Here is a 23,923-nt window from a genome sequence, read left to right as displayed (position 1 = left end):
GGACTCAGCAGCCGAGGTTGCCGCCCGGGCTCACGCCCAGGATCTGCGTGAACGACTGGTACGCGTTGATCCGGCTCTGGACCTGGGCGGGGTTGCCGCCGTTGCACTCCAGGGAGCCGTTGATGGACCGGATCGTCTCGCCGAAGCCGGCGCCGTTGACCATGGCGGCGTGGGCGGTCATCGTGCCCGGGCCGTTCTGGGTGTTCCAGTACCAGAGGGCGGTCTTCATGGCGATCGCCGGATCCTGCTCCACGAGGTACGGGTTGGCGAGGAGATTGATGCCGAGGGCGTCGCCGGCGGCCTTGTAGTTGAAGTTCCAGCTCAGCTGGATCGGGCCGCGGCCGTAGTAGGCGGCCTGCCCGGCGGGACAGCCGTACGGTTGGCTCGCGTCGCAGTAGTGGGGGTAGTTGGCGGTGTTCTGCTCGACGATGTACACGAGCCCGCCCGTCTCGTGCGAGACGTTCGCCAGGAACGCCGCCGCCTCGCGCCGCTTGACGGTGTCGTCACCGGTGTTGGCGAAGCCGGGGTACGCCGACAGGGCCGCGACCAGGCCGTTGTAGGTGTAGAAGGAGTTCCGGTTCGGGAACATCTGGTTGAACTGGGCCTCGGAGACCACGAATCCGGACGGGTTGCCGGGATCGCCGGGGTCCTGGCCGCCACCGCCGCAGGTGCCTTGGTCGGACCAGACGCCCCACTGCCCGGTGGTGCCGGGCGTCTCGCCCTGCGTCCACCACTTGGCCTGCCAGTTGTGCCCGCTGTACGAGGCGCTCATGCCGTTCGTGTAGACGGCGGACGAGGACCACGGGGTGACGCAGGCAGCGGCCGCCGAGGCGGGCGAGGCGGGGAGGGCGACCGCGAGGCCGATGGTGGCGGCAGTGGCGGCCGCCAGGGCGAGTGCTCGGCGGCGAAGCGCACGTATCACGTAACTGCTCCTTCAGTGGGGGGGAATTGGCGTGGGGGGCATTCCTCGCCACTGAAGCGAAGCTGGTCTGGACCTGTCAAGGTCTAGACCAGTATTCGTTCCACTCGGACAACAAACGGGCAGGGCCCGTACGCGCCGACGCGCATACGGGCCCTGCCGGTTGCCGAAGAGTGAGCGGTCAGCTGCCGGCGGAGACGTTGCCGGAGAGGACCGGGATGTTGTCGACGATGTGGGAGAGGGACTCGTCGCCCTTGGCCTGGGTGGAGTTCTCGGTGCACTGCTGGTTCATCGGGTTGGACAGGACGTTGATGTCCTGGACGCCGATGTTGGCGAGGACGGCCACCAGCGACTGGGCGTTGACCTTCGCCGGCAGGCCGACGCAGAGCTTGTTGAGCGAGCCCTGGACCGCGCTGAGCTGCGGGCTCATCGCGCCCTTGGTCTCCTGGTTGCCGTAGATCTGCGAGGCGTCGTTGCCGTTGACCGTGTTGACGCCGTTGTCGTTGCCGATCGCCATCGCCGGGGCGGCAACCGCGGCGCCGAGGCCCAGCACGGAGGCGGTGACCGCAGTGGTGGCCATGAGCTTCTTGAGCATGAGGAGATTCCTTCTGTAGCGGTGTTGCGTGGGATGGCTGCCCCCGGCGGGACGAGCTGATCAACTGCAATCCGCGCGCTTGGTTATCGCCTGTCACCCGAGTGGCCCAGCGCGTCCCCCGTGACCGGGGCGCGCGAAAGGGGCCGCCCCCAGCTCAGCTGGAGACGGGCCCCTTCGTCCGACATCTTCAGGGCATCGCCGTGGAGACGGCCGCGGGCGGTCAGCCCGTCTTGCGGCGGGTCTTCTTGTTCTTGCCGCCCGCGCCACCACTGGCGCCCTGGATCTTCGCCCGGCTCTGGTGAGCCTGCTGTGCATGGGCACTGCGTGCGTTGCGGTCAAGGGCCTCCCGGAACTTGCGCTTGGCCTCCTCGGCCGGCGATTCGTCCTGCGGGGTGTCCGACTCTTGTGCCATGTGTCCTCCTGGGTCGACCTGAAGCCGTCTCAGTCTGTCACCCACCGTCCCCCCTGACCAGCGGGTTCCGTTCCAGGGGCCCGTGCCGGACCGGGCCCGGGCCCCGATCGACGGGATCGGCTGCCGGTGGGCACACGCGAAGTCCCGGGCCTCGCGGGGAGACCCGGGACTTCACTGGTGCACTTCGCTTGACCGCCGTGTTCAACGACGGACCGCCCCCGAGGTCACGCCTCGGGAGACACACGCCGTTGGTGTACCCGCAGCTGCAGGGTGGCGAGGTCCAGCAGCGGGGTGGGCACGGCCAGCGCGCGGGCCCGGGCGATCAGGTCGCCGAATACGTGCTCGACCTCCGTGGGACGGCCGGCGACCAGGTCCCGGTACATCGACGGGGTGAGCGGGGAGCCGGGCGTGGTGACCGTACGGGCCGTGAAGGCGAGCTCGGCGTCCGGTACGGGATGGCCCGCCTCGGCCGAGACGGCCGCCGCCTCGGCGAGTACGGCCTGCCCGAGCCCGGCGCCGCCGGGGACGGCGGCGACCTCGCCGACGGAGCCGCGCCCCAGGCAGGTGGCGGCCGCCAGGGTGCTGATGAACACCCACTTGTGCCACATCGCGCCGACGACGTCCGCCGTCTCGGGGCTGTCGATCCCCGCCCCGCTCAGCACGGCGCGTACGGCGTCCACGCGGGCGGAGGGCCGGCCGTCGAGTTCGCCGGTGATCACGGTGGACGGCGGGGCCATGCGCACGATGTCGCCGTGCTCGTTCAGGGTGGTGACCACCTTGGCGACGCCGCCGAGGACCGGCGCCCCGCCGAAGCGGTCCCTGAGGTGTTCGAGGTGGGCCATGCCGTTGAGCAGCGGCACGATCGCGGTCCCCGGACCGACCGCCGGGGCCAGGTCCTTCGCCGCGCGGTCGAGCGCCGCGGACTTCACCGAGAGCAGGACGAGGTCGTACCGGCCCGACAGCGCGTCCGCGGTCACCAATTCGGGAGTGAGCGTGAGCTCTTCGCCGAGGCCCGTCACCCGCAGCCCGCGCTCGCGCAGGACGGCGGCCCGCTCGCGGCGGACCAGGAAGGTGACGTCCTGCCCGGCCCGGGCGAGACGGGCGCCGAACCAGCCGCCCACGGCGCCGGCGCCGACTGTCAGGATTCTCATACGGGACAGCCTGTCATGGGACTACGCGCTCCCGCAGGCCCCCGTCGACGGGAAGGGCGTCAACTCTGGGTGACGCGCAGCGCGTCGCCGACCAGGCGTACCGCGCGGGAGAGGCGGCCCAGCTGCTGGAGTTCGACGGCGTACATGCGGATCGAGCTCTCGATGACGATCTCGGCCACGCCCATCGAGGGCAGTTCGGCCCGGCTGGTCTCCAGGGCGACCCGGACCGCGCGCATCTCGTGCTGCAGCTGGAGCTGGGCGTGCCGGGTGAGGAGGGCGGGGCTGCGGGTCAGCGTCGAGTAGCTGCCGTAGCGGGCCGGGAGCAGATCACGCAGCCAGCGCATGGCCGTGCGTTCCCAGTCATGGGTACCGGGGGCCTTGACCTGGCAGGGCCAGTCCGGGCTGAGCGTGGTGGAGACCGTCTGGCGCATTCTCGTCGCTTCCGAATGGTGTCGAACTCTGATCGAGACGTTGGTGGGCGGCCTCGGCCCAGGGGTTGACCGAGGCCGCCACAAGCGCTCTGGTGGATACCGGTGCCGGGAACGGGCACCCTGCGCGGGGCGTGAGGAGGAGCCGTCCCGCGCGGGTGTCCGTTCTGGGAGGGCGTGGGGTCGCTCTCCTTGGCGTCCGTGGATCCGGCGCGCTGCTTAGTAAACATATATACCGTCGAGTAGACAAGAGAATGAAAAATTACATACGCGTACAGGGCGTGAAAGTGGACTGCCCCGTACCGGTTGAAAATCGGCCTTACAGGAAGAATCCGTGCTGGTCGGCGACCTGCTCGTACCCTTCGAGCCGCGCCTGCGTCCGCTCGGGATCCGCGTCGGCCATCGCCTGCAGCAGAGCCGCCGACAGCATCCCCGGGGCCGCGTACGAGTCGAACACCAGCCGCGCCCCGGTCCCGGCGGTCAGTGCCACGTCCGCCTCGTCCACCAGCGGGCCCAGGGTGGTGTCGGTGATCAGCGCGATCTTCAGCCCTGCGCTGCGGGCCGCCCGGAGCGCCGACAGGGTCTCCTTGGCGTGCCTCGGCATCGCGAAGGCCAGCGCCCAGGTCCCGCCGGCCTCCCGGGACTGGAGCAGGGCGTCGTAGGCGACGCTGCCTCCACGTGTCACCAGCCGGACATCGGGGTGGATGCGCCGTGCCGCGTACGCGAAGTACTCCGCGAGCGAGACCGAGATCCGCAGGCCCAGGACCGTCAGTGGCACCGAGCGGGCCAGCTCACGGCCGATGTCGAGCACCTGGTCGGTGTCGGCGAGCAGGCGCCGTACGTTCTCCAGGTTCAGGATCTCGGCGTCCACGGCCGCCTGGAGCTCGTTGCGGCGGAACTGCTCGCGGCTCTCCGGGGAGCCCGCGACCGCGCTCAGGGCCATCGGCTGCAGGGCGTCGCGCAGGGCCGGATAGCCGCTGAACCCGAGGGAGGTGGCGAAACGTGTCACCGACGGCTGGCTGACGCCCACCCGCTCCGCGAGCTCGGTGATCGAGAGGAACGCGGCCTCCGTGAGGTGGTCGACCAGGTACTGGGCGATCCGCCGCTGCCCCGGGGACAGCCGGTGGCCGTCGAAGAGGGCGCGGACCCGGTCGCCGGGAGCCCGCTCATGGACCGGCGGCGCCTGCCCACTCGGCGTGATCGCAGCCGCCTGTGCGCGTGCCTGCTGCCCCGATGACACCGATGGGCCTCCCTCTCATGTCACTCGTCTTCAAACATAGCTCACGCCCTGTGGTCGGGCCGGGCCGGTGCCGGGGGCCCAGCCCGCATCTCTCGCGACCGCCGGACGGCGGAAATATGATGGGCGCGGATCTTTGGCGCGGCCCCCACCGCGAGAGCCGAGAGCCGAGTACCGAGAGCAGGGACCTATGGATGCACCCGGGAGCGGTCCATGACCCCGCGCCGCACCCCGAAATCGGTGAGCGCCGCCGACCTCCTGAGCACCCTGGGACGGCTCACCGCCCGGGCCCGAGCGGGAACGGAACTGCAACTGGCCAGGGTGGAACTCGCCGAGGCCCTGCAGCGCGAGATGCTGCCGGCCTCCCTGCCCGCTCTGCCCGGACTGCGCAGCGCGGCCCGCTACGCGCCCGCCCGGCACGGCCTGGACATCGGCGGAGACTGGTACGACGGCTTCCGGCTCTCCGGAGGCGGGCTCGCCTTCTCCATCGGCGACGTACAGGGGCACGACGTGGAGGCCGCCGCCTTCATGGGGCAGGTCCGTGTCGGCGTGCGTGCGGTGTCGACCGTCGTCGTGGACCCGGGCGAGGTGTTGAGCCGGGCCAACGACGTCCTGCTGTCGATGGACTGCGAGCTCTTCGCGACCTGCACCCTGCTCCGCTTCGACCCCGAGACCTGGCAGCTCGAAAGCGCCCGGGCCGGCCACGTGCCCTCCGTCTGGGCCACGGTCGACGGCCGCTACGGGATCACCGACGACGAGGGCGGCCTGCCGCTCGGAGTCGAGCCCGGGGCCCGGTACACGGTGACCCGACGCCGGCTGGACCGGGCGGGCTCCATCGTCCTGCTCACTGACGGCGTCGTCGAGGGGCCCTCGTTCCCGATCGACGTCGGACTGGACCGAGTGGCCCGCGTGGTCAGGGAGGCGGCGGGCGCCGACCCCGACGAGATCGCCGCCGAAATCATGAAGGTGGCCGATTCCACCGGCCACGCCGACGACGCGGCGGTGCTCGTCCTCAGCCACGACGCGGCGGGACCCTCGCCCGGCTAGCGCGTGTCACGGACCGCGCGGAGGCGGCGGTTGTTGTCTGATGCTGTGGTGCGCACCGAGGAATGGCGACGTTTCAGCGGAACCCTTCTCGGGATCCTCATCGTCGCCACCGCCTACTACGCCGCAGGACGGATCGGCCTCCTGCTCCGCGTGGAGGTCGAGGGCGCGGTGGTGACGCCCCTGTGGCTGCCCACCGGCATCGCGGTCGCCGCCCTGCTGTGGTTCGGGCCGCGGATCTGGCCGGGCATCGCCCTCGGGACGTTCTTCGCCATCGAACACCTCGCCACCTTCCAGCTCGCCGACGCCGGCATCATCGTGGGGAACACCCTCGCGCCGCTGTGCGCGTACCTGCTGCTGCGCCGCGTGGCCTTCCGCGTCGAGATCGACCGGCTCCGGGACGGCCTGGCCCTGGTCTTCCTGGGCGGGCTGGTGCCGATGCTGATCAGCGCGTCCATCGGCACCGGGGTGCTGGTGGCCACCGGGGACCTTGCGCCCTCCGGGTTCTGGCCGGTGTGGTCGGCGTGGTGGGCCGGCGACGCGATGGGGGTGCTGGTGCTGACCCCGCTGCTGCTCGTCGTGCCCCGGGTGCGGATGCCGCAGGACGCCTACCGGGTCGCCGAGGCGGTCGGGCTGGCCATCGCCGCCGGGGCCGTCGCCTTCGTGGCCACCCGGAGCTCGCTGTCGCTGCTCTTCCTCGTCTTCCCGCTGCTGATCTGGTCGGCCGTACGCTTCCAACTGGCCGGCAGCGCGCCCTGCGTCCTGCTCGTGTCCGTCGTGGCGATCTCGGCGGCGACCAACAGCCTCGGACCGTTCGCCGACCACACCCTCTTCGAGGTCATGGTCAACCTCCAGGCGCTCAACGGCTCGGCGGCCCTGACCGCGCTGTTGCTGTCCGCGCTGGTCACCGAGCAGAACAACATCCGCGAGGAGATCGAGCGGGTGTGCGAGGACCTGGCCGAGGTCGTCGAACGGCTCGCCCCGCACCGGCCGGAGGACTGACCGGCTCCGCTCACGACGGCCCGGCGCCGCTCACGACGGACCGGCCCCGCTCACGTACGGGCGCCCGCGGGCGGCAGCGCGTCCGCGACGGCGCGCGCGAGGGCGTACGGATCCCCGCTCGGCTCGGTCGGATGGGCGGTCGTACGGTGAGCCCAGGCGTCCTCGACGGCGTACCAGTCGATGGCCTCCGGCGCGGCTCCCGAGACCAGGGACCGGTCCAGCGAGGCGAAGTACCGCGCCCAGCGCGGCGCGTAGAACTCCTCCAGCAGCCCGGCCCACTCGCGGTTCGCGTAGTCGTGCAGCGAGAAGGGCCGTTCGCTTGCCGTACGGGTGCCCCAGGTGGTCAGCAGCGAGCGGACGTCGTACTCGTAGCGGTCGCGCTCCGCCTCGTCCGCGCCCCAGGACCGGGCGCCGGCCGTCCACCGCCCGAACAGGAAGTGCCGGTCGGATCCGGTGACGGCCGCCAGCAGCCGCTCGTCGCGCTGCCACTCCCCGACCAGCAGCCGGAACCGGCCCAGGTCCTCGGCCCCGTACGCCGCTTTGATCTGCGGCAGCAGCACCCGGGAGTGGTTGGCGAGGGCCTGGCGGGCCGTGTCCACGAGGTCGTAGCGGTACGCGCTCGAACGGCGCAGCCGGGGCGCGACCTTCAGCAGCGCGTCCAGCGCGGTGCGCACCGATGCCGCCGGGTAGCGCATGTTGCCGGGCGTCCAGGCGCTCGCCCTGTTCGCCGTCAGGCTCGGGCGGGCCGTGAACAGGCCGTCCTGGGGCTGCGCGGAGTCCGTCCCGGTGCTGTAGGGGCCCGTGCGCAGCGCCTCCCAGGCGGCCGCCGCGTACCCGTCCTCGGCGCCGTAGCGGCGGCGCGCGTAGGCGGCGAACCACTCCTTCCGGTCGAGGGGGCGCGGCTCCCAGGCCAGATCGGTGAAGAGCGCGAAGGCCGCCGGATCGACCCCGGCCGCCTCCGGCATGTACGCGATGCCGGTCAGTGCGCTGTCCGGCTCGGCCCGCCACTGGTCGAACCGCCGGAGCCAGACGCCGGTGTTGGCGCCGATCGTCGTGTGCCCGCCGAAGTTGTGGATCGTGCCCAGCGCGTACGGGGTGTGCGCCCAGGAGGTCTCGCGGTCCAGGTTCTCGTAGCGCTCGGACATTCCGTCCACGATCAGCATCCGCGAGGTGTCCACCCCGGAGAGCAGTTCTCTCGTCGGATCGTCCTGCCAGCCCAGTACGGCCCAGATCGCACCCGGGTGCGCCGTGTCGAGGGCCCGCTGTACGGCGCCCGCGGCCGCCTTCACGTCGACGGAGGCCGCCGTACCGCCCTCGTGCAGCGGGCTCATCCGGTACATCGGGCTGTCGCCGAACCGGGCGCGCTGGGCGGCGTAGTAGTCGGCCGCGAGCGCGGCGAAGACGGGGCCGGCCGGATCCAGCCAGTCGGGTCGGGCGAAACCGTCCCAGGTGCCCTGCGGGTGGACCCGGGCGCCGGGGTTGCGGTCGGCGAAGCCGGGCGGCACGGTGCCGAAGTAGCCGGGCAGGACCGGGGTCATGCCGAGGGCGCGCAGCTCGTCGGCGACCCGCCCGCCGAGCGCCGCCCGCTCCTCGATCAGCTGCTCGCCGACCGGCCCGCCGAACCCGCTCAGGTTCTGCAGCAGCCACCAGCTCTGGTGCGCGGGGCCCGGGATCCACGCGCGCAGTTCGGCCGCCGTGTACCCGTGCCGCTGGAGGGCCGCGTAGTACGGGTACTCCGCGCCGACCTGGACCAGTACCTCGTTGACGCCGTGCAGGGCGAGCAGGTCGATCTGCCGTCGGCGCTCCTCCCACGTGCGGTACGCGCCCGCGTACCCCTCGTCGGTGTCGTTGAGGGCGTACCGGTGGCGTACGAGGGCGGTGCGGGTGACGGGCTGCGGGACGCCGGGCAGGACGTCGGGGAGCGCGTCCAGGCTGTCGCCGGGCCAGCCGACGTCCACCTGGGCCACGTGCCGGAGGTACCAGCCGACCCCGGTCAGCACGGTCGCGGGCGTACTGCCCCGGACGACGACGGCGCCCGCCCGGCCGGACACCGTGAAGCGGTCCTGGCCCTCGGCGCTGCGGGGTCCGGGCAGGAGGGTGAACTGGAGGGCGTGGCGCGGCGGCAGCAGCCGGCGGAGCGCGGCCTCGGCGGCGGGGACGCGGGTGCGTGCCGGCCCGGTGGACGCGGCGGCCGGCGCCGGTTCGGGCGCGACGGCCGGCCGGGGGACGGGCAGGGCCGCGGCCCCGCCCGGGGCGGCCGCCAGGGCGAGCAGCGCGAGGAGGGCCGAAAGCCCGGCCCGGAGGGACGGCCGGGGCCGGTCGGATCGTGGCATCGGGGGTCCTCCCGGGTCGGCGTCCCCGCAGGGCGGCAGCCCGATAACGGGGCCGGGAGCGCGGAAGTGACGGTCCGACAGATGGAGGGAGCGTGTTCGCCGAGCCGATACGGGGACGCAAACGCGCCCACCGGGCAGCGGAGGAGCTCCGCTGCCCGGTGGGCGGTGGGGAGAGAGGGGAGAGGGGCGGCCTCAGCCCTTGAGGTCTCAGCCCTTGGGGACCTGGATGACGACGGTGTTGCACACCTTGTCGGCGAAGGTCTGCTTCTTGTCGTCCCACAGCGGCCACAGGAAGCCGATGTAGCAGGGGAGGCCGTCGAGGATGTGGGCCAGCTTGCGGACGAACGCCATGCCGAACCCGAGGAAGGCGCCGTCGGCCTCGCGGCGCAGGCTGATGCCCACGACCTTCTTGCCGATCGTCTGGCCCGTGGTGCCTTCCTTGTAGAGCTGGAAGATGGCCATGCCCATGGCGTACAGCCAGCCGATGATGAAGAACACGCCGGGGCCGGCGTTCGCGGGGTCGCTGCTGGTGGCCAGGTCGATGAAGCCGAGGGCGTACATCGGGCCCGCGATGATCAGCCCGTCGAGCAGGTACGCACCGAAGCGCTGACCCCAGTGGGCGAGCGGCGGCATGCCCGAACCCGGCATGCCGGGCATGGCGGGCGGCGGGTAGGCGCCGTACGGCGGCGGGGTCTGCTGCGGGGGCTGCTGGGGGTAGCCGTACTGCGGCGGAACGCCCTGCGGGGGCTGCTGCGGGTAGCCGTACTGCGGGGGCACGCCCTGGGGGGCCTGCTGCGGGTGGCCGGGCTGACCCTGCGGGGGCTGCTGGCCGTACGGGTTGTTCGGGTCGCCGAAGCTCATGGCGAAAACTCTCCGGTGTCGGAAACGGGGACGTAGCGGATGGATCGGAGGAACATCACCATGTATCCGGTTTGCCCCCCTGAGCTGCCGCGATCTAGCGCGCATCATCGTGGTCGTTCCCTCGACCACTTGTCCAATCCGGCCAGATCGGCTCCTTTTCGGTCGCTCTTGTGCGGCGGCCGTGCCATGGTGGCCGGATCCGATATGTGCGAATTCCCCGGCGTTCTAACCCAGTGGTAACTTCCGCGAGTTGATCTTGCCGGTCGCCCCCTCGCGGCGACGGCGATCCCTCTCGCAAGGAAGTCACCGTGCACCGCCATACCCCCTCGCTCCGCCGCCCGTCCGCTCACCGTTCGTCAGCCCTCGCCGTACGCACGGCGGTTCCGGCGGCCCTGCTGGCCCTGTTCGCCGCCGTCCCGGCCGCGGCCGCCCCGTCGGCCGGCTCCGGCACCGCCGCCGCCCCTGCGCCCCACCTCGACGCGGTGGAGCAGACGCTCCGCCAGGTTTCCCCCGGCCTCGAAGGCCAGGTGTGGGAGCGCACCGGCGGCAACGTACTCGATGCCGGGGCGCCCGGCGGCGCCGACTGGCTGCTGCAGACCCCCGGCTGCTGGGGCGACGACAAGTGCACCGCGCGCCCGGGGACCGAGCAGCTGCTCTCGAAGATGACGCAGAACATCTCCCAGGCGACGCGGACGGTCGACATATCGACCCTGGCGCCGTTCCCCAACGGCGCGTTCCAGGACGCGATCGTCGCGGGCCTCAAGTCCTCGGCCGCGCGCGGGAACAAGGTCAAGGTGCGCGTGCTGGTCGGTGCCGCGCCGGTCTACCACCTCAACGTGCTGCCGTCGAAGTACCGGGACGAACTCGTCGCCAAGCTCGGCGCGGACGCCCGCAACATCGACCTCAACGTCGCCTCGATGACGACCTCGAAGACGGCGTTCTCCTGGAACCACTCCAAGCTCCTCGTGGTCGACGGCCAGTCCGTGATCACCGGCGGCATCAACGACTGGAAGGACGACTACCTGGAGACCGCCCACCCGGTCGCCGACGTCGACCTCGCCCTGCGCGGGCCGGCCGCCGCGTCCGCGGGACGCTACCTCGACGAGCTGTGGTCCTGGACCTGCCAGAACAAGAACAACATCGCCAGCGTCTGGTTCGCCTCCTCCAACGGCGCCGCGTGCATGCCCGCGATGGCCAAGGACACCGCCCCCGCCACGCCTGCGGCCGGCCCGGGCGACGTACCGGCCGTCGCCGTCGGCGGACTCGGCGTCGGAATCAAGCGCAGCGACCCGTCGTCGGCGTTCCGGCCCACGCTGCCCAGCGCCCCCGACACCAAGTGCGTCGTCGGCCTGCACGACAACACCAACGCCGACCGCGACTACGACACGGTCAACCCGGAGGAGAGCGCGCTGCGGACGCTGATCTCCAGCGCGAAGGCACACATCGAGATCTCCCAGCAGGACGTCAACGCGACCTGCCCGCCGCTGCCCCGCTACGACATCCGCGTCTACGACGCCCTGGCCGCGCGGATGGCGGCCGGCGTCAAGGTGCGCATCGTCGTCAGCGACCCCGCCAACCGCGGCGCCGTGGGCAGCGGCGGCTACTCGCAGATCAAGTCGCTCTCGGAGATCAGCGACACCCTGCGCGACCGCCTCGCCCTGCTGACCGGCGACCAGGGCAGGGCCAAGGCCACCATGTGCTCGAACCTCCAGCTGGCCACCTTCCGCAGCTCCCAGAGCCCGACCTGGGCCGACGGCCACCCGTACGCGCAGCACCACAAGGTGGTCTCCGTCGACGACTCGGCCTTCTACATCGGCTCCAAGAACCTCTACCCGGCGTGGCTCCAGGACTTCGGCTACGTGGTGGAGAGCCCGGCGGCGGCCGCCCAGCTGAACACCGGACTCCTGGCCCCGCAGTGGCAGTACTCCCGCGCGACGGCCACGATCGACCACGAACGCGCCCTCTGCCAGGCCTGACCACCCTCCCGGCACCCACACGAACCCGCCCCCGGCAGTCACTGCCGGGGGCGGGTTCTTCGCGGTGCTCCTCGGCGGCGTCAGCCGCCGCCAGGCACTACGGGAGGGGGACGGGCAGCGGGGCCGTGCTCAGCGCGGGGATGGTCCAGCGCTGGGGGTTGGTCGCGTTGCAGTCCCAGAGATAGAGCTGCGTGCCGGTGTTCATGTTGCTGGTGTCCAGGCAGCGGCCCGACCGGGGGTGGTAGACCGTGCCGTCGGCGTGGGGCAGGAACTGCTGGCCGTAGCTGCCGTTGCAGGGGTAGAGCCAGATGAGCGTGCCGTTGCCGGTGCCCGCGTAGGCGGCGTCGATGCACTTGCCCGCGATACGGATCGTGCCGTCGGCCCGGATCTCGAACTTCTGCGCGTCACCCCCGTTGATCATGTTGCAGTCCCAGGCCTGGATCCTGTTCCCGTCCGTGGTGCGGCCGTTGTCGTTGTCCAGGCAGTGGCTCGGCTTGGCCGCCAAGGACATCGGGCCGGTGGCTCCGGGCGCGGTGAGGGTGGCGGCGTAGGGATAGACGGCGAGGTTGCTGACCCCGCCGGTGAAGCCCCCGAAGTAGTCGGGAGCGCCGTTGACCTTGTAGCGGCCCGACACGAGCGAACCGCTGGGGGCGGGGCTGGTGGAGGCCGGGTGGTGGCCCGTCGCGGCGAGGGCGCCGTTGACGTAGAGGCTCATGAGAGCGGTGTCGGCGTTGTAGACCGCGGTCAGCTGCGTCCAGGCGTCGGGAACGAACCTGGCCGAGTCGTTGACGCCCGCGTCCGACCAGTCGTACGCCCAGCCGTCGACGTCACCCTTGGCCAGGGCGAAACGCCATTGGCCGGTGGCGGGGTCGGCGTAGAGGGTGAACGCGCTGTTGCGGGTGTTGTCCTGGCTGAGGACCAGGGCGCCGGTGCCGGAGACCTTCGCCCACGTACTGATGGTGAAGCTCTTGCGGGTGTCGATCACCGACTTGCCGGTGGTCATGGTCGCCTGACCGCCGCCGAACGCCGCGTACGCGGTGCTGCGCCCGCCGATGGTCGCGGTGGGCCAGGTGATCCCGCTCGTGGTCGCGGGGTAGTCGCCCACGGCGCTCGGCGTGATGCCACCGGTCTGACCGGTGAGCTTCCAGTGCGCGGCGGGAGCGGAGAGGTTGCCGAGGAACGCCGGCGCCTGGCTGATGCCGGTGACGTTCAGGGGCTGCGCGGTGCCGGTTCCGGCGAGGGTGGCGAGCTGCCTGTTGGCGCTGACGGCCCACAGGTCGGCGAGCTTGTCGCCCGTGACGTCGCCCGAGGTACCGATGGTCGGGAAGGCCGCCTGCTCCAGGCCGGAGGCGATCTTGACGCGGCCTGCGGCGTTGCCCCACGTGGTGGGGTCCACGTTGCCGTCGGCACCCTTGCTGCCGTAGGTGCGCAGCAGGTCACCGGTGGCGTTGTCGCGCAGCCACAGGTCGGGGATGCCGTCGCCGTTGAGGTCACCGGGGGCGGCGACGGTGAACTTGTCCCAGTCGCCGTTGCCGACGAGTACGGGCTGGCCGTTGCTGTCGAGGGTGCCGAAGACGCTGGTGTAGTAGGCCCAGAGCTGTTTGCCCTGTTTGACGAGGAGGTCGGGTACGCCGTCGCCGTTGAGGTCGCCGGGGGCGATGATCTGTTCGGCGTTGTACCAGTGGTCGTCGCCGTTCCAGTCGTCGCCGTAGTCGCAGCCCGTGGTGGGGTCCTTGACGGGGCAGGCGACGGTGAGTTCGACGGGGTTGTTGACCGCGGTGCCCTGGCCGTTGTTGGCGTAGGCCCAGAGCTTCTTGGTGTTCATGCCGGAGGGCTGCTGGAGGGCGACCAGGTCGTTGTACCCGTCACCGTCCCAGTCGCCGAAGGTGTCGATCTGGGCGCCGCCGAAGGACATGCCGCCGTCGGCGGCCGGCGCGAACTTGCCGTTGCCCTGGCCGGCGTACATGAGCAGCGTGCCCCGGGAGTCGACGGTCCAGATGTCGCGGTTCCCGTCGCCGTTGAGGTCCTTGGGGCCGTCCACGGTCTGCGAACGCGTCGCGTAGTACAGGTAGGACGTGGTGTCCGAGCGGTTGCCGGCCTTGTCCACGCTGTAGGCGTAGATGTAGTGCGGGCCGGATCCTGAGGGAGCGATGGTCACGCTGCCGCTCGCGGGCACCGGGCGGTTCCACGGTTCGAAGTCCGTCGAGTAGATGATCTCCTTCACGTCGGTGACGCCGTTGGCGTTGAAGGTGAAGGTGCCGGGGGTGCGGGCCTTGCCGGTGGTGGCGGGCCAGCCGTTCCTGCCGTCGGGGAACTGGGTGGAGCTGATGACCGGGGGCTTGCTGGGCCGGTTGCGGTCGACGGAGAACTTGCAGCTCGGCGACCACGCGGATGTGGCGCCGTCGCCGTCCTTGGCACGGACCTGCCAGGTGTAGTCGCCGCTCGGCAGGCTGGCGTCGGGGACGCTCCAGGTGGTGACCTTGCCGTTGTTGGCGGGCAGGGTCTGGGTGGCCACCGGGGTGCTCTGGCCGGCCTTGAAGACCTGGTAGTCGGCGTTCAGGTTGCCGGCGTCACGGTCGGAGAAGGTGGCGTAGAGCCCGACGCGGGTGTTGCCGATCGCGCCTCCGTTGGCGCAGGAGGTCGACGGAGAGGTGCCGAGTGCGGACGGGGTGTCCGGCGGGTTGTTGTACTCGGTCTCCAGCGTGATCGTCTTCGGGTCGAACCGCTTCCACTGGTACTGGTCGCCCTCGTTCGGCGCGTAGAGGCCGAGCGTGACGGAGGACCAGCCCTTGGAAGCGGACTCCTTGGCGAGGTCGGTGGCGTTGAACTCGAGGTTGCCCGCCCCGCATTCAGCGCGGCCCTTGGCCGCCGTCACGGTGTCGAGCTTGCGGCCCTTGCCGGGCTGGTTGTTCCAGGTCGTCTTCGGTGAGATCGCCCCGGTGCTCCACAGCTCGACCGGCGTCGCCGTGCACGACCAGGACCACGTCTCCTTCACGCGGAACGTGGACTTCGTGACCTGGGCGCCCTTGAGGTTGGAGGTGTCGAGCTGGAAGAAGGACCTCGACAGGCCGTTCGTCTCGCTCTCGTAGCCGACGCGGACGTCCTGCTTGGTGTTCCAGTAGGAGTTGTTGGGCCAGCTGCGGTAGGCCCAGGCCCAGTTCTGGCGTTCGCCCCAGGCGACGGAGGGGTCGATGTAGACGGGGTACTTGGTTGCCGTGCCGGTCAGGAGGGCCTGGTCGGGCTTGATCTCCAGGTTTCCGCCGGTCACGGTGGTGGGCATCTGGGCGTCCTTGGCGCCGGAGGGCGGTACGAACGCGTCGGCGGGCGCGGGCTCGTTTCCCGCGCCGGCGGCGGCGGCGAGCATGCGGGGGGCGGTGGTCTTGGACTTCAGGAGGGTGGTGGTCGTGGCGCCGCCGGTGGTGGTGGAGTCCCACATCATGGGGGTGGAGGCGGTGAAGACGCTCTGTCCGGCGGGGTTGACCGCGTTGATGAGGCCGGTCGTCGTGTCGGTGGAGACGTTCAGGCCGACGGTGTCGAGTTTGAACTTGAGCGTGGCGAGGTCGGGGTGCTGGGCGGCGGCGGGGGTTTTGACGACCAGGAGCTGGGAGAAGCCCTCGACTTCGGCCTTCAGCTGGAGGTCCACGTCGGGCAGGACGTTGGCGTAGGTGGCGACGTTCCCGGCGAGGGTGGGCTTGGGCAGTGCCCTGGGCCAGGTCAGGGAGAGGGTCCGGCCGTCGCGGACGCCGCTGAGCAGTGCGCCGGTTCCGCCGCCGGAGAAGGTGACGGAGACCGCGGATGCCTTGGGGGTGACCCGTCCGTCGGGAGCGAACTGCAAGGTGGGGTCGGTCGGGACCCACACGCCGGCGCGCAGGACGCGCACGGTCGTGCCGTGCCGGTTGACCGACCACTTGCCCGTGGGCAGGGCCCACGTGTCGGAGGACTCGGTCCGGGCAGAGGTCAGCTCGTAGGGCTGGCCGGTCTCCTTGGCCTTGGCGAGAGCGAAGTCCTTCGCGCTCATCGAGCCGTCGGCGACGGGATCGGACACGGCCGCGGAAGCGGTCTGCGAGGGGTACAGGACACTCAAACCGGAAGCGACTATTCCGGTGACCAGAGCCACGGAAACAAGCCGCGAAATTCTGCCCCCATAGAGCTTGTTGTTGGGGGCGCCTTTTATTCTCACGCAAACTCCAGCTGTCTGAATATTCGGAGCGACTCTACTCGAATGTCGACACCACCTGCGCTGTGACCTGCTGTTTTTTATGTCACGCATACCCTAACTGCCCCATATCGTCAGCAAGATCCATTTTGCTGTGATTGGCGATTGTCCGGAGTGCTGGATGGGGTAATTCGGACTGTTAATCTGCACCTGAAAATTGCACAGAAACATGGGGTAGGTGTGAGAAGATTTCGCATGCGAGGACTTTCTGTGGCGTTGGCCGCAGCAGTCCTCTCAGGCATGCTGCCCGGCGCCGCCGCGGTGGCAGACAGCAAAGACCGGCCGCCGTTGCCGGGCCTCAAGCAGCCGAAGGCCGTGCCGGTCGAGCGGGTCCGCGCGGGCGGCGAGAAGAAGAAGGACGAGGCCGACACCGGCCCCTGGAAGGCGCCGAAGGTCGTCTGGCCCACAGCGGGATCGGCCGAGGTCGACCTGGCCTCCGGCCCCGTATCAAAGTCGTTCCTGTCCGGCTCGGCCCGGACTCCTGCCGTCGGCTCCGGCCCGCAGAAGGCCGGCAAGCTCCCGGTCGCGGTGGACGTCCTCCCCGGCAAGGCCTCCGAGGCCCCTGCCAAGGTGAACGTCACCGTCACCGGGCACGACGCCGCACGCAAGGCCGGCGTCGACGGCGTCCTGCTGTCGGTGGGCCGCGCGGACAACGCCACCAAGGCGGCTTCCGCGAAGGTCGAGGTGGACTACAACTCCTTCCGCGGTGCCTACGGTGGCGACTACGCCGCGCGCCTGCGACTGGTGGAGCTCCCGGCCTGCGCCCTGACCACTCCCGACCGCGCGGAGTGCCGTACGCAGAAGCCGCTGGCCACCGAGAACGACACCCGCGGCGGCACGCTGACGGCCCAGGTCACCACTCCCGGCATCGCCGGCCAGACGGCGAAGTCCGCCCCGGCGGCCGCACCGGCGGCCGGGGCTCCCGCCATGGTCCTCGCGGCCACGGCGGACGCCTCCGGCCCGACCGGCGACTACAAGGCGACCTCCCTGCAGCCGTCCGGGTCCTGGAACGCGGGCGGTTCGACCGGTGCGTTCTCCTGGTCCTACGACATCGCCGCGCCTTCCGTGCCCGGCGGTTTCGCGCCGAAGATCTCCCTCGGCTACAGCTCCCAGGCGGTCGACGGCCGCATGGCCGCGTCGAACAACCAGGCGTCCTGGATCGGTGACGGCTGGTCCTGGGAGCCGGGCTTCATCGAGCGCCGGTACAAATCCTGCGAGGACGACAAGACGGGTGGGACGAACACCACCAAGGTCGGCGACCAGTGCTGGTTCAACGACAACGCCACGCTGTCGCTGAACGGCAAGTCCACCGAGCTCGTCTTCGAGCAGGGCAAGGGCTGGCACCCGGCAGCCGACACCGGCGAGAAGGTGGAGAAGCTCACCGGCGCCGTCAACGGCGACAAGGGCACCGCCGGCGTCGACGGCGTGGGCGAGCACTGGAAGATCACCGCCACCGACGGCACGCAGTACTTCTTCGGCCTGAACCGCCTGCCGGGCTGGAAGGACAACGGCACCGCCGCCGACGATCCGACCACCAACTCCACCTGGACCGTCCCGGTGTACGGCAACCAGGCGGGGGAGCCCTGCTACAACGCCTCCTTCGCGAGCGCGTGGTGCCAGCAGGCCTGGCGCTGGCAGCTCGACTACGTCGTCGCGCCGACCGGCAACGCGATGGCGTACTACTGGAAGACCGAGACCAACAACTACGCCCGCAATTTCTCGCCGACGACGGGCAAGGGCACGGTCACCCCGTACGTCCGCGGCGGCTGGCTCGACCACATCGACTACGGCCTGCGCTCCGACTCGGTCTACACGGCCAAGGCCATGGGCCAGGTCACCTTCGACGTGTCCGAGCGCTGCCTGAGCACCTGCGGCACCTTCGACGAGACCAACGCCAAGAACTGGCCCGACTCCCCGTACGACCAGTTCTGCAAGGACGGCTCCACGGAGTGCAAGAACCAGTTCTCGCCCACCTTCTGGTCGCGCATGCGTCTGACCGGGATCAATACGAAGGTCCTGACCGGGGGCGTGTACAAGGACGCCGACTCCTGGACCCTCGACCACAGCTTCCCGCCCGCCGGTGACGGGATCTCCACACCGCTGTGGCTGAAGTCGATCACCCGCACCGCCAAGGCGGGCGACGCGACCGACATGCCCATGCTTCCGGTGACGTTCGCCGGCGAGCAGCGGCCCAACCGCGTCGACTCGACCGGCGACGGCCTCGCCCCCTTCGTCCGCCTGCGCATGTACCAGGTGACCACGGAGACCGGCGGCACCATCGGCGTCACGTACTCGCAGCCCGACTGCACCGCCACGACTCTGCCCAAGCCGGACGCGACGAACACCACCCGCTGCTACCCGGTTAAGTGGGCCTGGGAGGGTGAGACCTCCAAGGTCGACTGGTTCAACTCGTACGTGGTCACCCAGGTCGTCGAAGGCGACAACCTGGCGTCGACGCCCGACAAGGTGACGTCGTACAACTACGTCGGCGGAGCGGCCTGGGAGAAGAGCGCGGACGAACTCGCCAAGCCCGACGACCGGGTCCACTCGCTCGCCCGCGGCTACGAGCTGGTCCAGACCCGCTCCGGCGCCGCGAGCGATGCCAAGACACTGTCCGAGACGCGCTACTTCCGAGGCCTCGACGGCAAGGAGGTGAAGGACGGCACGGGCGCCGCGGTCACCGACCGCCCGGAGTTCGCCGGCATGCCCAGGGAAACGGCCACCTACAACGGCGACGACACCGGCAAGCTGCTCTCCGCCACCTCCAGCACGCCTTGGCGCTCGGGAGTCGTGGCCAAGCGGACCCGCAGCGGCCTGCCCGACCTGGTCTCGTACAAGACCGGCACGGAGAAGCAGTCCACTCGCACCACCGTCACGGGCGGCACTCGCACGACCGAGACCGTCCGCCACTACGACGACTACGGCATGGTCGACTGGGAATCCCAGCTCGGCGACACGGCCAAGACCGGCGACGAGCAGTGCACCACCACCAGCTACGCGCGCAACACCGCGAGCTGGATCCTGGGCAAGGTGAGCCGCGTCGAGACCGTGGCCGTGCCCTGTGGCACGGAAGCCAGCCGTCCGGCCGACGTCATCGCGGATTCGCGCAGCTACTACGACAACGGTGTGATCAACACCGTTCCCGGCCCCGGTCTCGTCACCAAGACCGAGAAGATCAACGCGAAGGGCGACGGATACGACCCGGAGTCCTCCGTCCCCAGCACCTGCGGTCCGGCGAACAACCAGCTCTGCTACGACGTCTACGGTCGCCAGCTGGTCGCGGCCGACCCGTACGGCAAGGTCACCACGACCGCGTACACCCCGGCCGTCGGCGAGGTCCCGACCGCCACGCTCGTGACCAATCCGAAGGGGCACACCGCCTCGTCCGAGCTCGACCCGGTGCGTTCGCAGCCGACGAAGACCACCGATGCCAACGGCAAGGTGACGACGACGGCGTACGACGCGCTCGGCCGGGTGACGAAGGTGTGGCTGCCGAACCGGCCAGCCGCGACGTTCCCCGACGCGCCGAGCCGTGTCTTCGACTACACGATCCGCAACGACGGACCGAGTGTCATCACCAGCAAGTCGTTGACCCACGACTACAAGTACGCCGTCAGCTACTCCATCCAGGACGGCCTGCTGCGTGAGCGGCAGACCCAGACGCAGTCGCCCGACCTGTCAGGACGGCTGATTTCCGAGACGTTCTACGACACGAGGGGCCAGGCCTGGCGGACCTCGGGCACGTACTACGCCGACGGAGCCCCCGAACCGCAGCTCGTGACCGGTCAGGAGACCAACTACCCGGCCTCCACGGACACGGTCTACGACGGCGCCGGCCGGACCACGGCCGTCATCTCGAAGAAGTACGGGGAAGAGACCAAGCGGGCCACCACCCTCTACACGGGCGACACCACCACCGTCATCCCGCCGCAGGGCGGCACCGCGACGACCACGGTGGTCGACGGCCTCGGCCGCACCGTCGAAACCAAGCAGTACACGGACGCGGCCCGTACGGCTTCCCAGTCCACGCTGTACACCTACAACAAGCTGGGGCAGCTGGCCCAGGTCACCGACCCGGCCAACGCGAAGTGGACGTACACCTACGACGTCCGCGGCCAGCAGGTCGAGTCGAACGACCCTGACAAGGGGATCACGAAGACCGCGTACGACGCGGCAGGTCGGATCACCGATGTGACCGACGCGCGCAACGGCACCCTGCACAGCGAATACGACGAGCTGGGCCGCCCCGTCGCCCTGAAGCAGGGCGCGACCACCCTCACCGCCAACGTCTACGACACGGTCGCCAAGGGCCAGCTGACGAAGTCGGTCCGCTACGTGGACGGCAAGGCCTTCGAGTCGGAGGTCACCGCCTACAACGACCTCAACCAGCCGCTCGCCTCCAAGACGACGATCCCGGCCACCCCCGACACGGGCGCCCTGGCGGGCACCTACAGCTGGACGAACACCTACAACATCGCCGGCCAGATCCTCACGACCAAGCAGCCGGCCATGGGCGACCTGCCGGCCGAGACGGTCGGCAGCACGTACAAGAGCGTCTCCGGCCTGCTCAACAACATGGCCGCAGGCAGCAGCCGTCTCGTCTCGGCCATGACCTACGACCACTACGGCCGCACCGCCCGCCAGGAACTGGGCGCGATCGGCCAGCGGATCTACCGGTCGACCGAGTACGACGAACACACCGGCGCCACCACCCGCTCCTACACCGACCGTGACGTGGCACCCCAGCGGATCGAGGACACGCGCTACACGACCGATCCCGCGGGCAACCTCACGTCCATCGCCACGGCGTACGGCCAGGACGCGGCCCGTACCACCGACACCCAGTGCGTCAACCTGGACGCGCTGCGCCGCATCACCGAGGCCTGGACCAACAAGGGCGAGGCCTGCGCGAGCTCCCCGTCGGCCTCCGTCATCGGCGGCGAGGACCCGTACTGGACGACGTACACCTACGACGCCGTCGGCAACCGCAAGACCGAGACCAAGCACAAGACGGCCTCCGGTCCGACGGCCGACACCGTCCGCACGTACGCGGCTCCCACGGCGGGCAAGCACGACCTTCCCAAGGTCACCCAGACGGGCACCGGTGCGCACGACGAGGTCTTCACCTACGACGCGTCGGGCAACACCAAGACCCGCAAGAGCGGTACCGACGAGACGCAGTACCTGGCCTGGGACGCCGAGGGCCACCTCAAGTCCCTCGACCAGGGCACGTCCAGCAGCTCGTTCACCTACGACGCCTCGGGCCAGCGCCTGATGAGAAAGGACTCGACCGGCACCACGCTCTACCTGCCCAACGGCAACGAGCTGCGTCTTGACAAGGCCGGAGCCGTCAAGGGAACCCGGTACTACGGCGACGTCGCCATGCGCACCGGCGGCAAGCTCACCTTCACCCTTGCCGATCACCACGGCACCGGCACGACTCAGGTCAGCGCGGACGCCGTGCAGACCGTGACGCGACGGAAGACGGGGCTCTTCGGCGATGAGCGAGGCACGAAGCCCACGGGCTGGTCGGGTGAGAAGGGCTTCGTCGGCGGTACGAAGGACGCGGACAGCGGACTCACGCACATAGGCGCCCGCGAGTACGACCCCCTGATCGGTCGGTTCATCTCAGTCGACCCGATCATGGACCTGAAGGACTCGCAGCAGCTCCACGGCTACACCTACGCCAACCAGAATCCCGTCACGTTCTGGGACCCCACCGGCAAGCAACTCGAAGAGTGCGCCAGTGGCATGTACAAGTGCCACAACGGCAATGACCCGTACGCCTACGGAAACCGCTACGAGGAGATCGTAGAATCCAACGGCGGAACCCTCTCCGACGACTACTACCGGCAGAAGCACTATGGGTGCGTGGACTTCACCTGCAAGAAGGGGAGTTCCGGGAGTTCCCCCACCAGCAGGCCCACCCCTCCGAAGTCTCCGAAGCCTCCGAAGAAGCACGACTTCAGCTGGTCCAATCCGGTCAGTGAAGTGTTCTACGGAATCTTCGCGAACGCCGCACACGCCTCATCCATGTTCGGCTGGATAGCCGACGGCGACTGCTGGAACGGCGGTGCGGGCGCTCCCGGTTGTGACTACGGGGGCGACTACGAGGAGTGGCTGCAGGATCAGGGAATCGACACCTCCAGTGACTGGTACCAAGTTCCCGGATTCCTGGGGTCGATGTTTTCCCACCGCGAACCGGGTGCGGGCCTCGGCGGCCGGGGCAAGGCGGGCGGCTACTGCTTCCTGGCCGGCACGCTCGTCCGCATGGGCGACGGTTCCGAGAAGAAGATCGAGGACATCGAAGTCGGCGACGAGGTCCTCGCCACGGACCCTCGGAGCGGCGAGACGGGATCGCAGAAGGTAACCCATCTCATCCGGACGGAAGGAGTGAAGGAGCTCAATTCCCTGTCGATCGAATCGTCGGCAGGAGTCGACGAGCTGGTCACGACGCGCGAGCACCCGTTCTGGTCCCCGTCCGAGAAGGCGTGGGTCAATGCGGGCGACCTGAAGCCCGGTGCGTCACTTCTGACCGACGCGGGTGCGACGGTCCATGTCGTGGCGAACAGGCCCTTCACCAAGTACGTCAAGACCTACAATTTCACCGTTGCGAACCTTCATACCTATCATGTAAAGGTCGGTTCTGCCTGGGTCCTGGTGCACAACACCTGTGGCCCCAGCGGCGGAGGGGACATCTTCTCTCACTTCACTGATGCTCGCGGAGCGCGAGGCATAACTGGTGTGGGCGAAATGGAAGTCGGTCAGACGGTGGTCGTCCGGAGTATTCAGTTCGGTCAAGGTTCGAATGAATTCATGTCCACCGGTGCCGGCGATATGTTCGTGACCACCCTCGGACGAGATGCGACGCCCGGTCAGCTGGGTAGAGTGGGCGTCTTCGGGGACCGGCAGAACTATGTGGTCCAGTTCAGTCAGGAGGCTGCGTTCGTTCACGACGTAAGGCCTGTCATGAACCCGGGCAACAGCTCGATCTTCACCATGCCCGGTGGCTCCCAGTTCAGTGGGGAATTCACCTACACGGTCACGAGGTTGCGGTGATGGAACTTTCCGAGAATGTCGAGGGCGCGCTGGCCGGTCTGGCTTCGCCGGACCTGGCGACCCGGGTCGGCGCGGTCGAGACGCTGGCGGTCTGCTCGTCGGTGATCGCCGAGCAGGTGGCAGCCTTGTTCGAGGCGGACGAGGAGGCACGCTTTCTGATCTTCGAGCGGCTCGGCCGGTTCGGGTCGCTGATGGTCGAACCGCTGGAAGGCGTGTACCGGAAGGCCGAGGATCGGAGCCTGCGGCGGATGTCGGCGTCGGCTCTGACCTATCTGGGGAGTCATGCCGGGGTTCCGTCGCTCATGGAGGCGATCGCTGTGGGTGATCCGGACCTGTGCATGGCCGCGATCTCCCTCTCCTCGGCCGGGGTGTCCGAGGCGGTCGGGCCGATCGAAGGGGCTCTGCTCGCATGCGATCTCTCGGACACCCGGACTCTGGAGTGCCTCGTCTCGTCGCTCCGGCGCCTGAACCACCCGATGGCCGAGAACGTGCGTCTTCGTTTGTCCGAAGTCGAGCCGAATTGGCTGCGTGATTCGCTCCTCGGCTGAGGGGTTGTCCGACACGCCGCTTTCGTGACAGCTGTCGCGCAGAGGTCCCACCGGTCCTTCCGGTGGGACCTCTGCCGTTTCCGGACTCCATGCAGAACGCCCCCGGCCGCCGTGCCGGCTTCATCTGTCGTTCGCCCGGGGC

General features: G+C 69.8%; 14 protein-coding genes. 5 read left to right on the top strand and 9 right to left on the bottom strand.

Annotated elements, in window-relative coordinates:
* Positions 1 to 4: 4 nt before the first annotated feature.
* The 6 genes from OG509_RS04885 to OG509_RS04860 form a co-directional block, all read right to left on the bottom strand.
* The gene (locus tag OG509_RS04885) at positions 5 to 889 is read right to left on the bottom strand and encodes a glycoside hydrolase family 19 protein (protein ID WP_385591535.1); all 885 of its coding nucleotides are present in this window, start codon (positions 887 to 889) and stop codon (positions 5 to 7) included.
* 211 nt (positions 890 to 1,100) lie between these two features.
* Positions 1,101 to 1,514, bottom strand: a complete 414-nt coding sequence (locus OG509_RS04880) for a rodlin (protein WP_406180405.1) — start codon at positions 1,512 to 1,514, stop codon at positions 1,101 to 1,103.
* A 220-nt stretch (positions 1,515 to 1,734) separates the two neighbouring features.
* Positions 1,735 to 1,926 carry a DUF5302 domain-containing protein gene (locus OG509_RS04875; RefSeq protein ID WP_030160954.1) on the bottom strand — a complete coding sequence of 64 codons (192 nt, stop codon included), beginning with the start codon at positions 1,924 to 1,926 and terminating at the stop codon, positions 1,735 to 1,737.
* A 224-nt stretch (positions 1,927 to 2,150) separates the two neighbouring features.
* Positions 2,151 to 3,077, bottom strand: a complete 927-nt coding sequence (locus OG509_RS04870; protein WP_406180402.1) for a ketopantoate reductase family protein — start codon at positions 3,075 to 3,077, stop codon at positions 2,151 to 2,153.
* A gap of 59 nt (positions 3,078 to 3,136) precedes the next feature.
* The gene (locus OG509_RS04865; protein WP_030160958.1) at positions 3,137 to 3,508 is read right to left on the bottom strand and encodes a hypothetical protein; all 372 of its coding nucleotides are present in this window, start codon (positions 3,506 to 3,508) and stop codon (positions 3,137 to 3,139) included.
* A 316-nt stretch (positions 3,509 to 3,824) separates the two neighbouring features.
* Positions 3,825 to 4,745 (bottom strand): MurR/RpiR family transcriptional regulator, encoded by a 921-nt coding sequence (locus OG509_RS04860; protein ID WP_385591514.1) that lies wholly within the window; start codon positions 4,743 to 4,745, stop codon positions 3,825 to 3,827.
* Positions 4,746 to 4,955: 210 nt separating this feature from the next.
* Between OG509_RS04860 and OG509_RS04855 the strand changes: the two genes are divergently transcribed.
* The gene (locus tag OG509_RS04855; protein WP_406180400.1) at positions 4,956 to 5,789 is read left to right on the top strand and encodes a PP2C family protein-serine/threonine phosphatase; all 834 of its coding nucleotides are present in this window, start codon (positions 4,956 to 4,958) and stop codon (positions 5,787 to 5,789) included.
* Between the two features lie 45 nt (positions 5,790 to 5,834).
* Positions 5,835 to 6,788 carry an MASE1 domain-containing protein gene (locus tag OG509_RS04850; protein ID WP_406187466.1) on the top strand — a complete coding sequence of 318 codons (954 nt, stop codon included), beginning with the start codon at positions 5,835 to 5,837 and terminating at the stop codon, positions 6,786 to 6,788.
* 50 nt (positions 6,789 to 6,838) lie between these two features.
* On the opposite strand, the gene OG509_RS04845 is transcribed toward OG509_RS04850, so the two are convergent.
* A complete protein-coding gene (locus OG509_RS04845; RefSeq protein WP_406180398.1) occupies positions 6,839 to 9,121 on the bottom strand; it encodes an alpha-N-acetylglucosaminidase in 2,283 nt (760 codons plus the stop codon).
* A 207-nt stretch (positions 9,122 to 9,328) separates the two neighbouring features.
* The gene (locus tag OG509_RS04840) at positions 9,329 to 9,982 is read right to left on the bottom strand and encodes an RDD family protein (RefSeq protein WP_403732803.1); all 654 of its coding nucleotides are present in this window, start codon (positions 9,980 to 9,982) and stop codon (positions 9,329 to 9,331) included.
* Positions 9,983 to 10,290: 308 nt separating this feature from the next.
* Between OG509_RS04840 and OG509_RS04835 the strand changes: the two genes are divergently transcribed.
* Positions 10,291 to 11,958, top strand: a complete 1,668-nt coding sequence (locus OG509_RS04835) for a phospholipase D-like domain-containing protein (protein WP_406180396.1) — start codon at positions 10,291 to 10,293, stop codon at positions 11,956 to 11,958.
* A gap of 97 nt (positions 11,959 to 12,055) precedes the next feature.
* Here the strand turns inward: OG509_RS04835 and OG509_RS04830 are convergent, their stop codons facing one another.
* Positions 12,056 to 16,042 carry a ricin-type beta-trefoil lectin domain protein gene (locus tag OG509_RS04830; RefSeq protein WP_406180395.1) on the bottom strand — a complete coding sequence of 1,329 codons (3,987 nt, stop codon included), beginning with the start codon at positions 16,040 to 16,042 and terminating at the stop codon, positions 12,056 to 12,058.
* 327 nt (positions 16,043 to 16,369) lie between these two features.
* Here OG509_RS04830 and OG509_RS04825 point away from each other — a divergent pair, with 327 nt between their 5' ends.
* Both OG509_RS04825 and OG509_RS04820 read left to right on the top strand, forming a co-directional pair.
* Positions 16,370 to 23,233 (top strand): polymorphic toxin-type HINT domain-containing protein, encoded by a 6,864-nt coding sequence (locus OG509_RS04825; RefSeq protein ID WP_406180393.1) that lies wholly within the window; start codon positions 16,370 to 16,372, stop codon positions 23,231 to 23,233.
* Positions 23,233 to 23,781 carry a hypothetical protein gene (locus OG509_RS04820; protein WP_406180392.1) on the top strand — a complete coding sequence of 183 codons (549 nt, stop codon included), beginning with the start codon at positions 23,233 to 23,235 and terminating at the stop codon, positions 23,779 to 23,781. Before OG509_RS04825 ends, OG509_RS04820 begins: the two co-directional genes overlap by 1 nt.
* Positions 23,782 to 23,923 lie beyond the last annotated feature (142 nt).

Source organism: Streptomyces sp. NBC_01006, assembly GCF_045162725.1.
Classification (GTDB): domain Bacteria; phylum Actinomycetota; class Actinomycetes; order Streptomycetales; family Streptomycetaceae; genus Streptomyces.
Note: the sequence above shows the minus strand (reverse complement) of the source record. Positions and strands in the feature narration are given on the sequence as shown.

Coding starts and splice junctions, on each gene's coding strand:
- OG509_RS04880 (WP_406180405.1), bottom strand. CDS start 1,514: ATGCTCAAGAAGCTCATGGCCACCACTGCGGTCACCGCCTCCGTGCTG.
- OG509_RS04875 (WP_030160954.1), bottom strand. CDS start 1,926: ATGGCACAAGAGTCGGACACCCCGCAGGACGAATCGCCGGCCGAGGAG.
- OG509_RS04870 (WP_406180402.1), bottom strand. CDS start 3,077: ATGAGAATCCTGACAGTCGGCGCCGGCGCCGTGGGCGGCTGGTTCGGC.
- OG509_RS04865 (WP_030160958.1), bottom strand. CDS start 3,508: ATGCGCCAGACGGTCTCCACCACGCTCAGCCCGGACTGGCCCTGCCAG.
- OG509_RS04855 (WP_406180400.1), top strand. CDS start 4,956: ATGACCCCGCGCCGCACCCCGAAATCGGTGAGCGCCGCCGACCTCCTG.
- OG509_RS04845 (WP_406180398.1), bottom strand. CDS start 9,121: ATGCCACGATCCGACCGGCCCCGGCCGTCCCTCCGGGCCGGGCTTTCG.
- OG509_RS04840 (WP_403732803.1), bottom strand. CDS start 9,982: ATGAGCTTCGGCGACCCGAACAACCCGTACGGCCAGCAGCCCCCGCAG.
- OG509_RS04825 (WP_406180393.1), top strand. CDS start 16,370: ATGCGAGGACTTTCTGTGGCGTTGGCCGCAGCAGTCCTCTCAGGCATG.
- OG509_RS04820 (WP_406180392.1), top strand. CDS start 23,233: ATGGAACTTTCCGAGAATGTCGAGGGCGCGCTGGCCGGTCTGGCTTCG.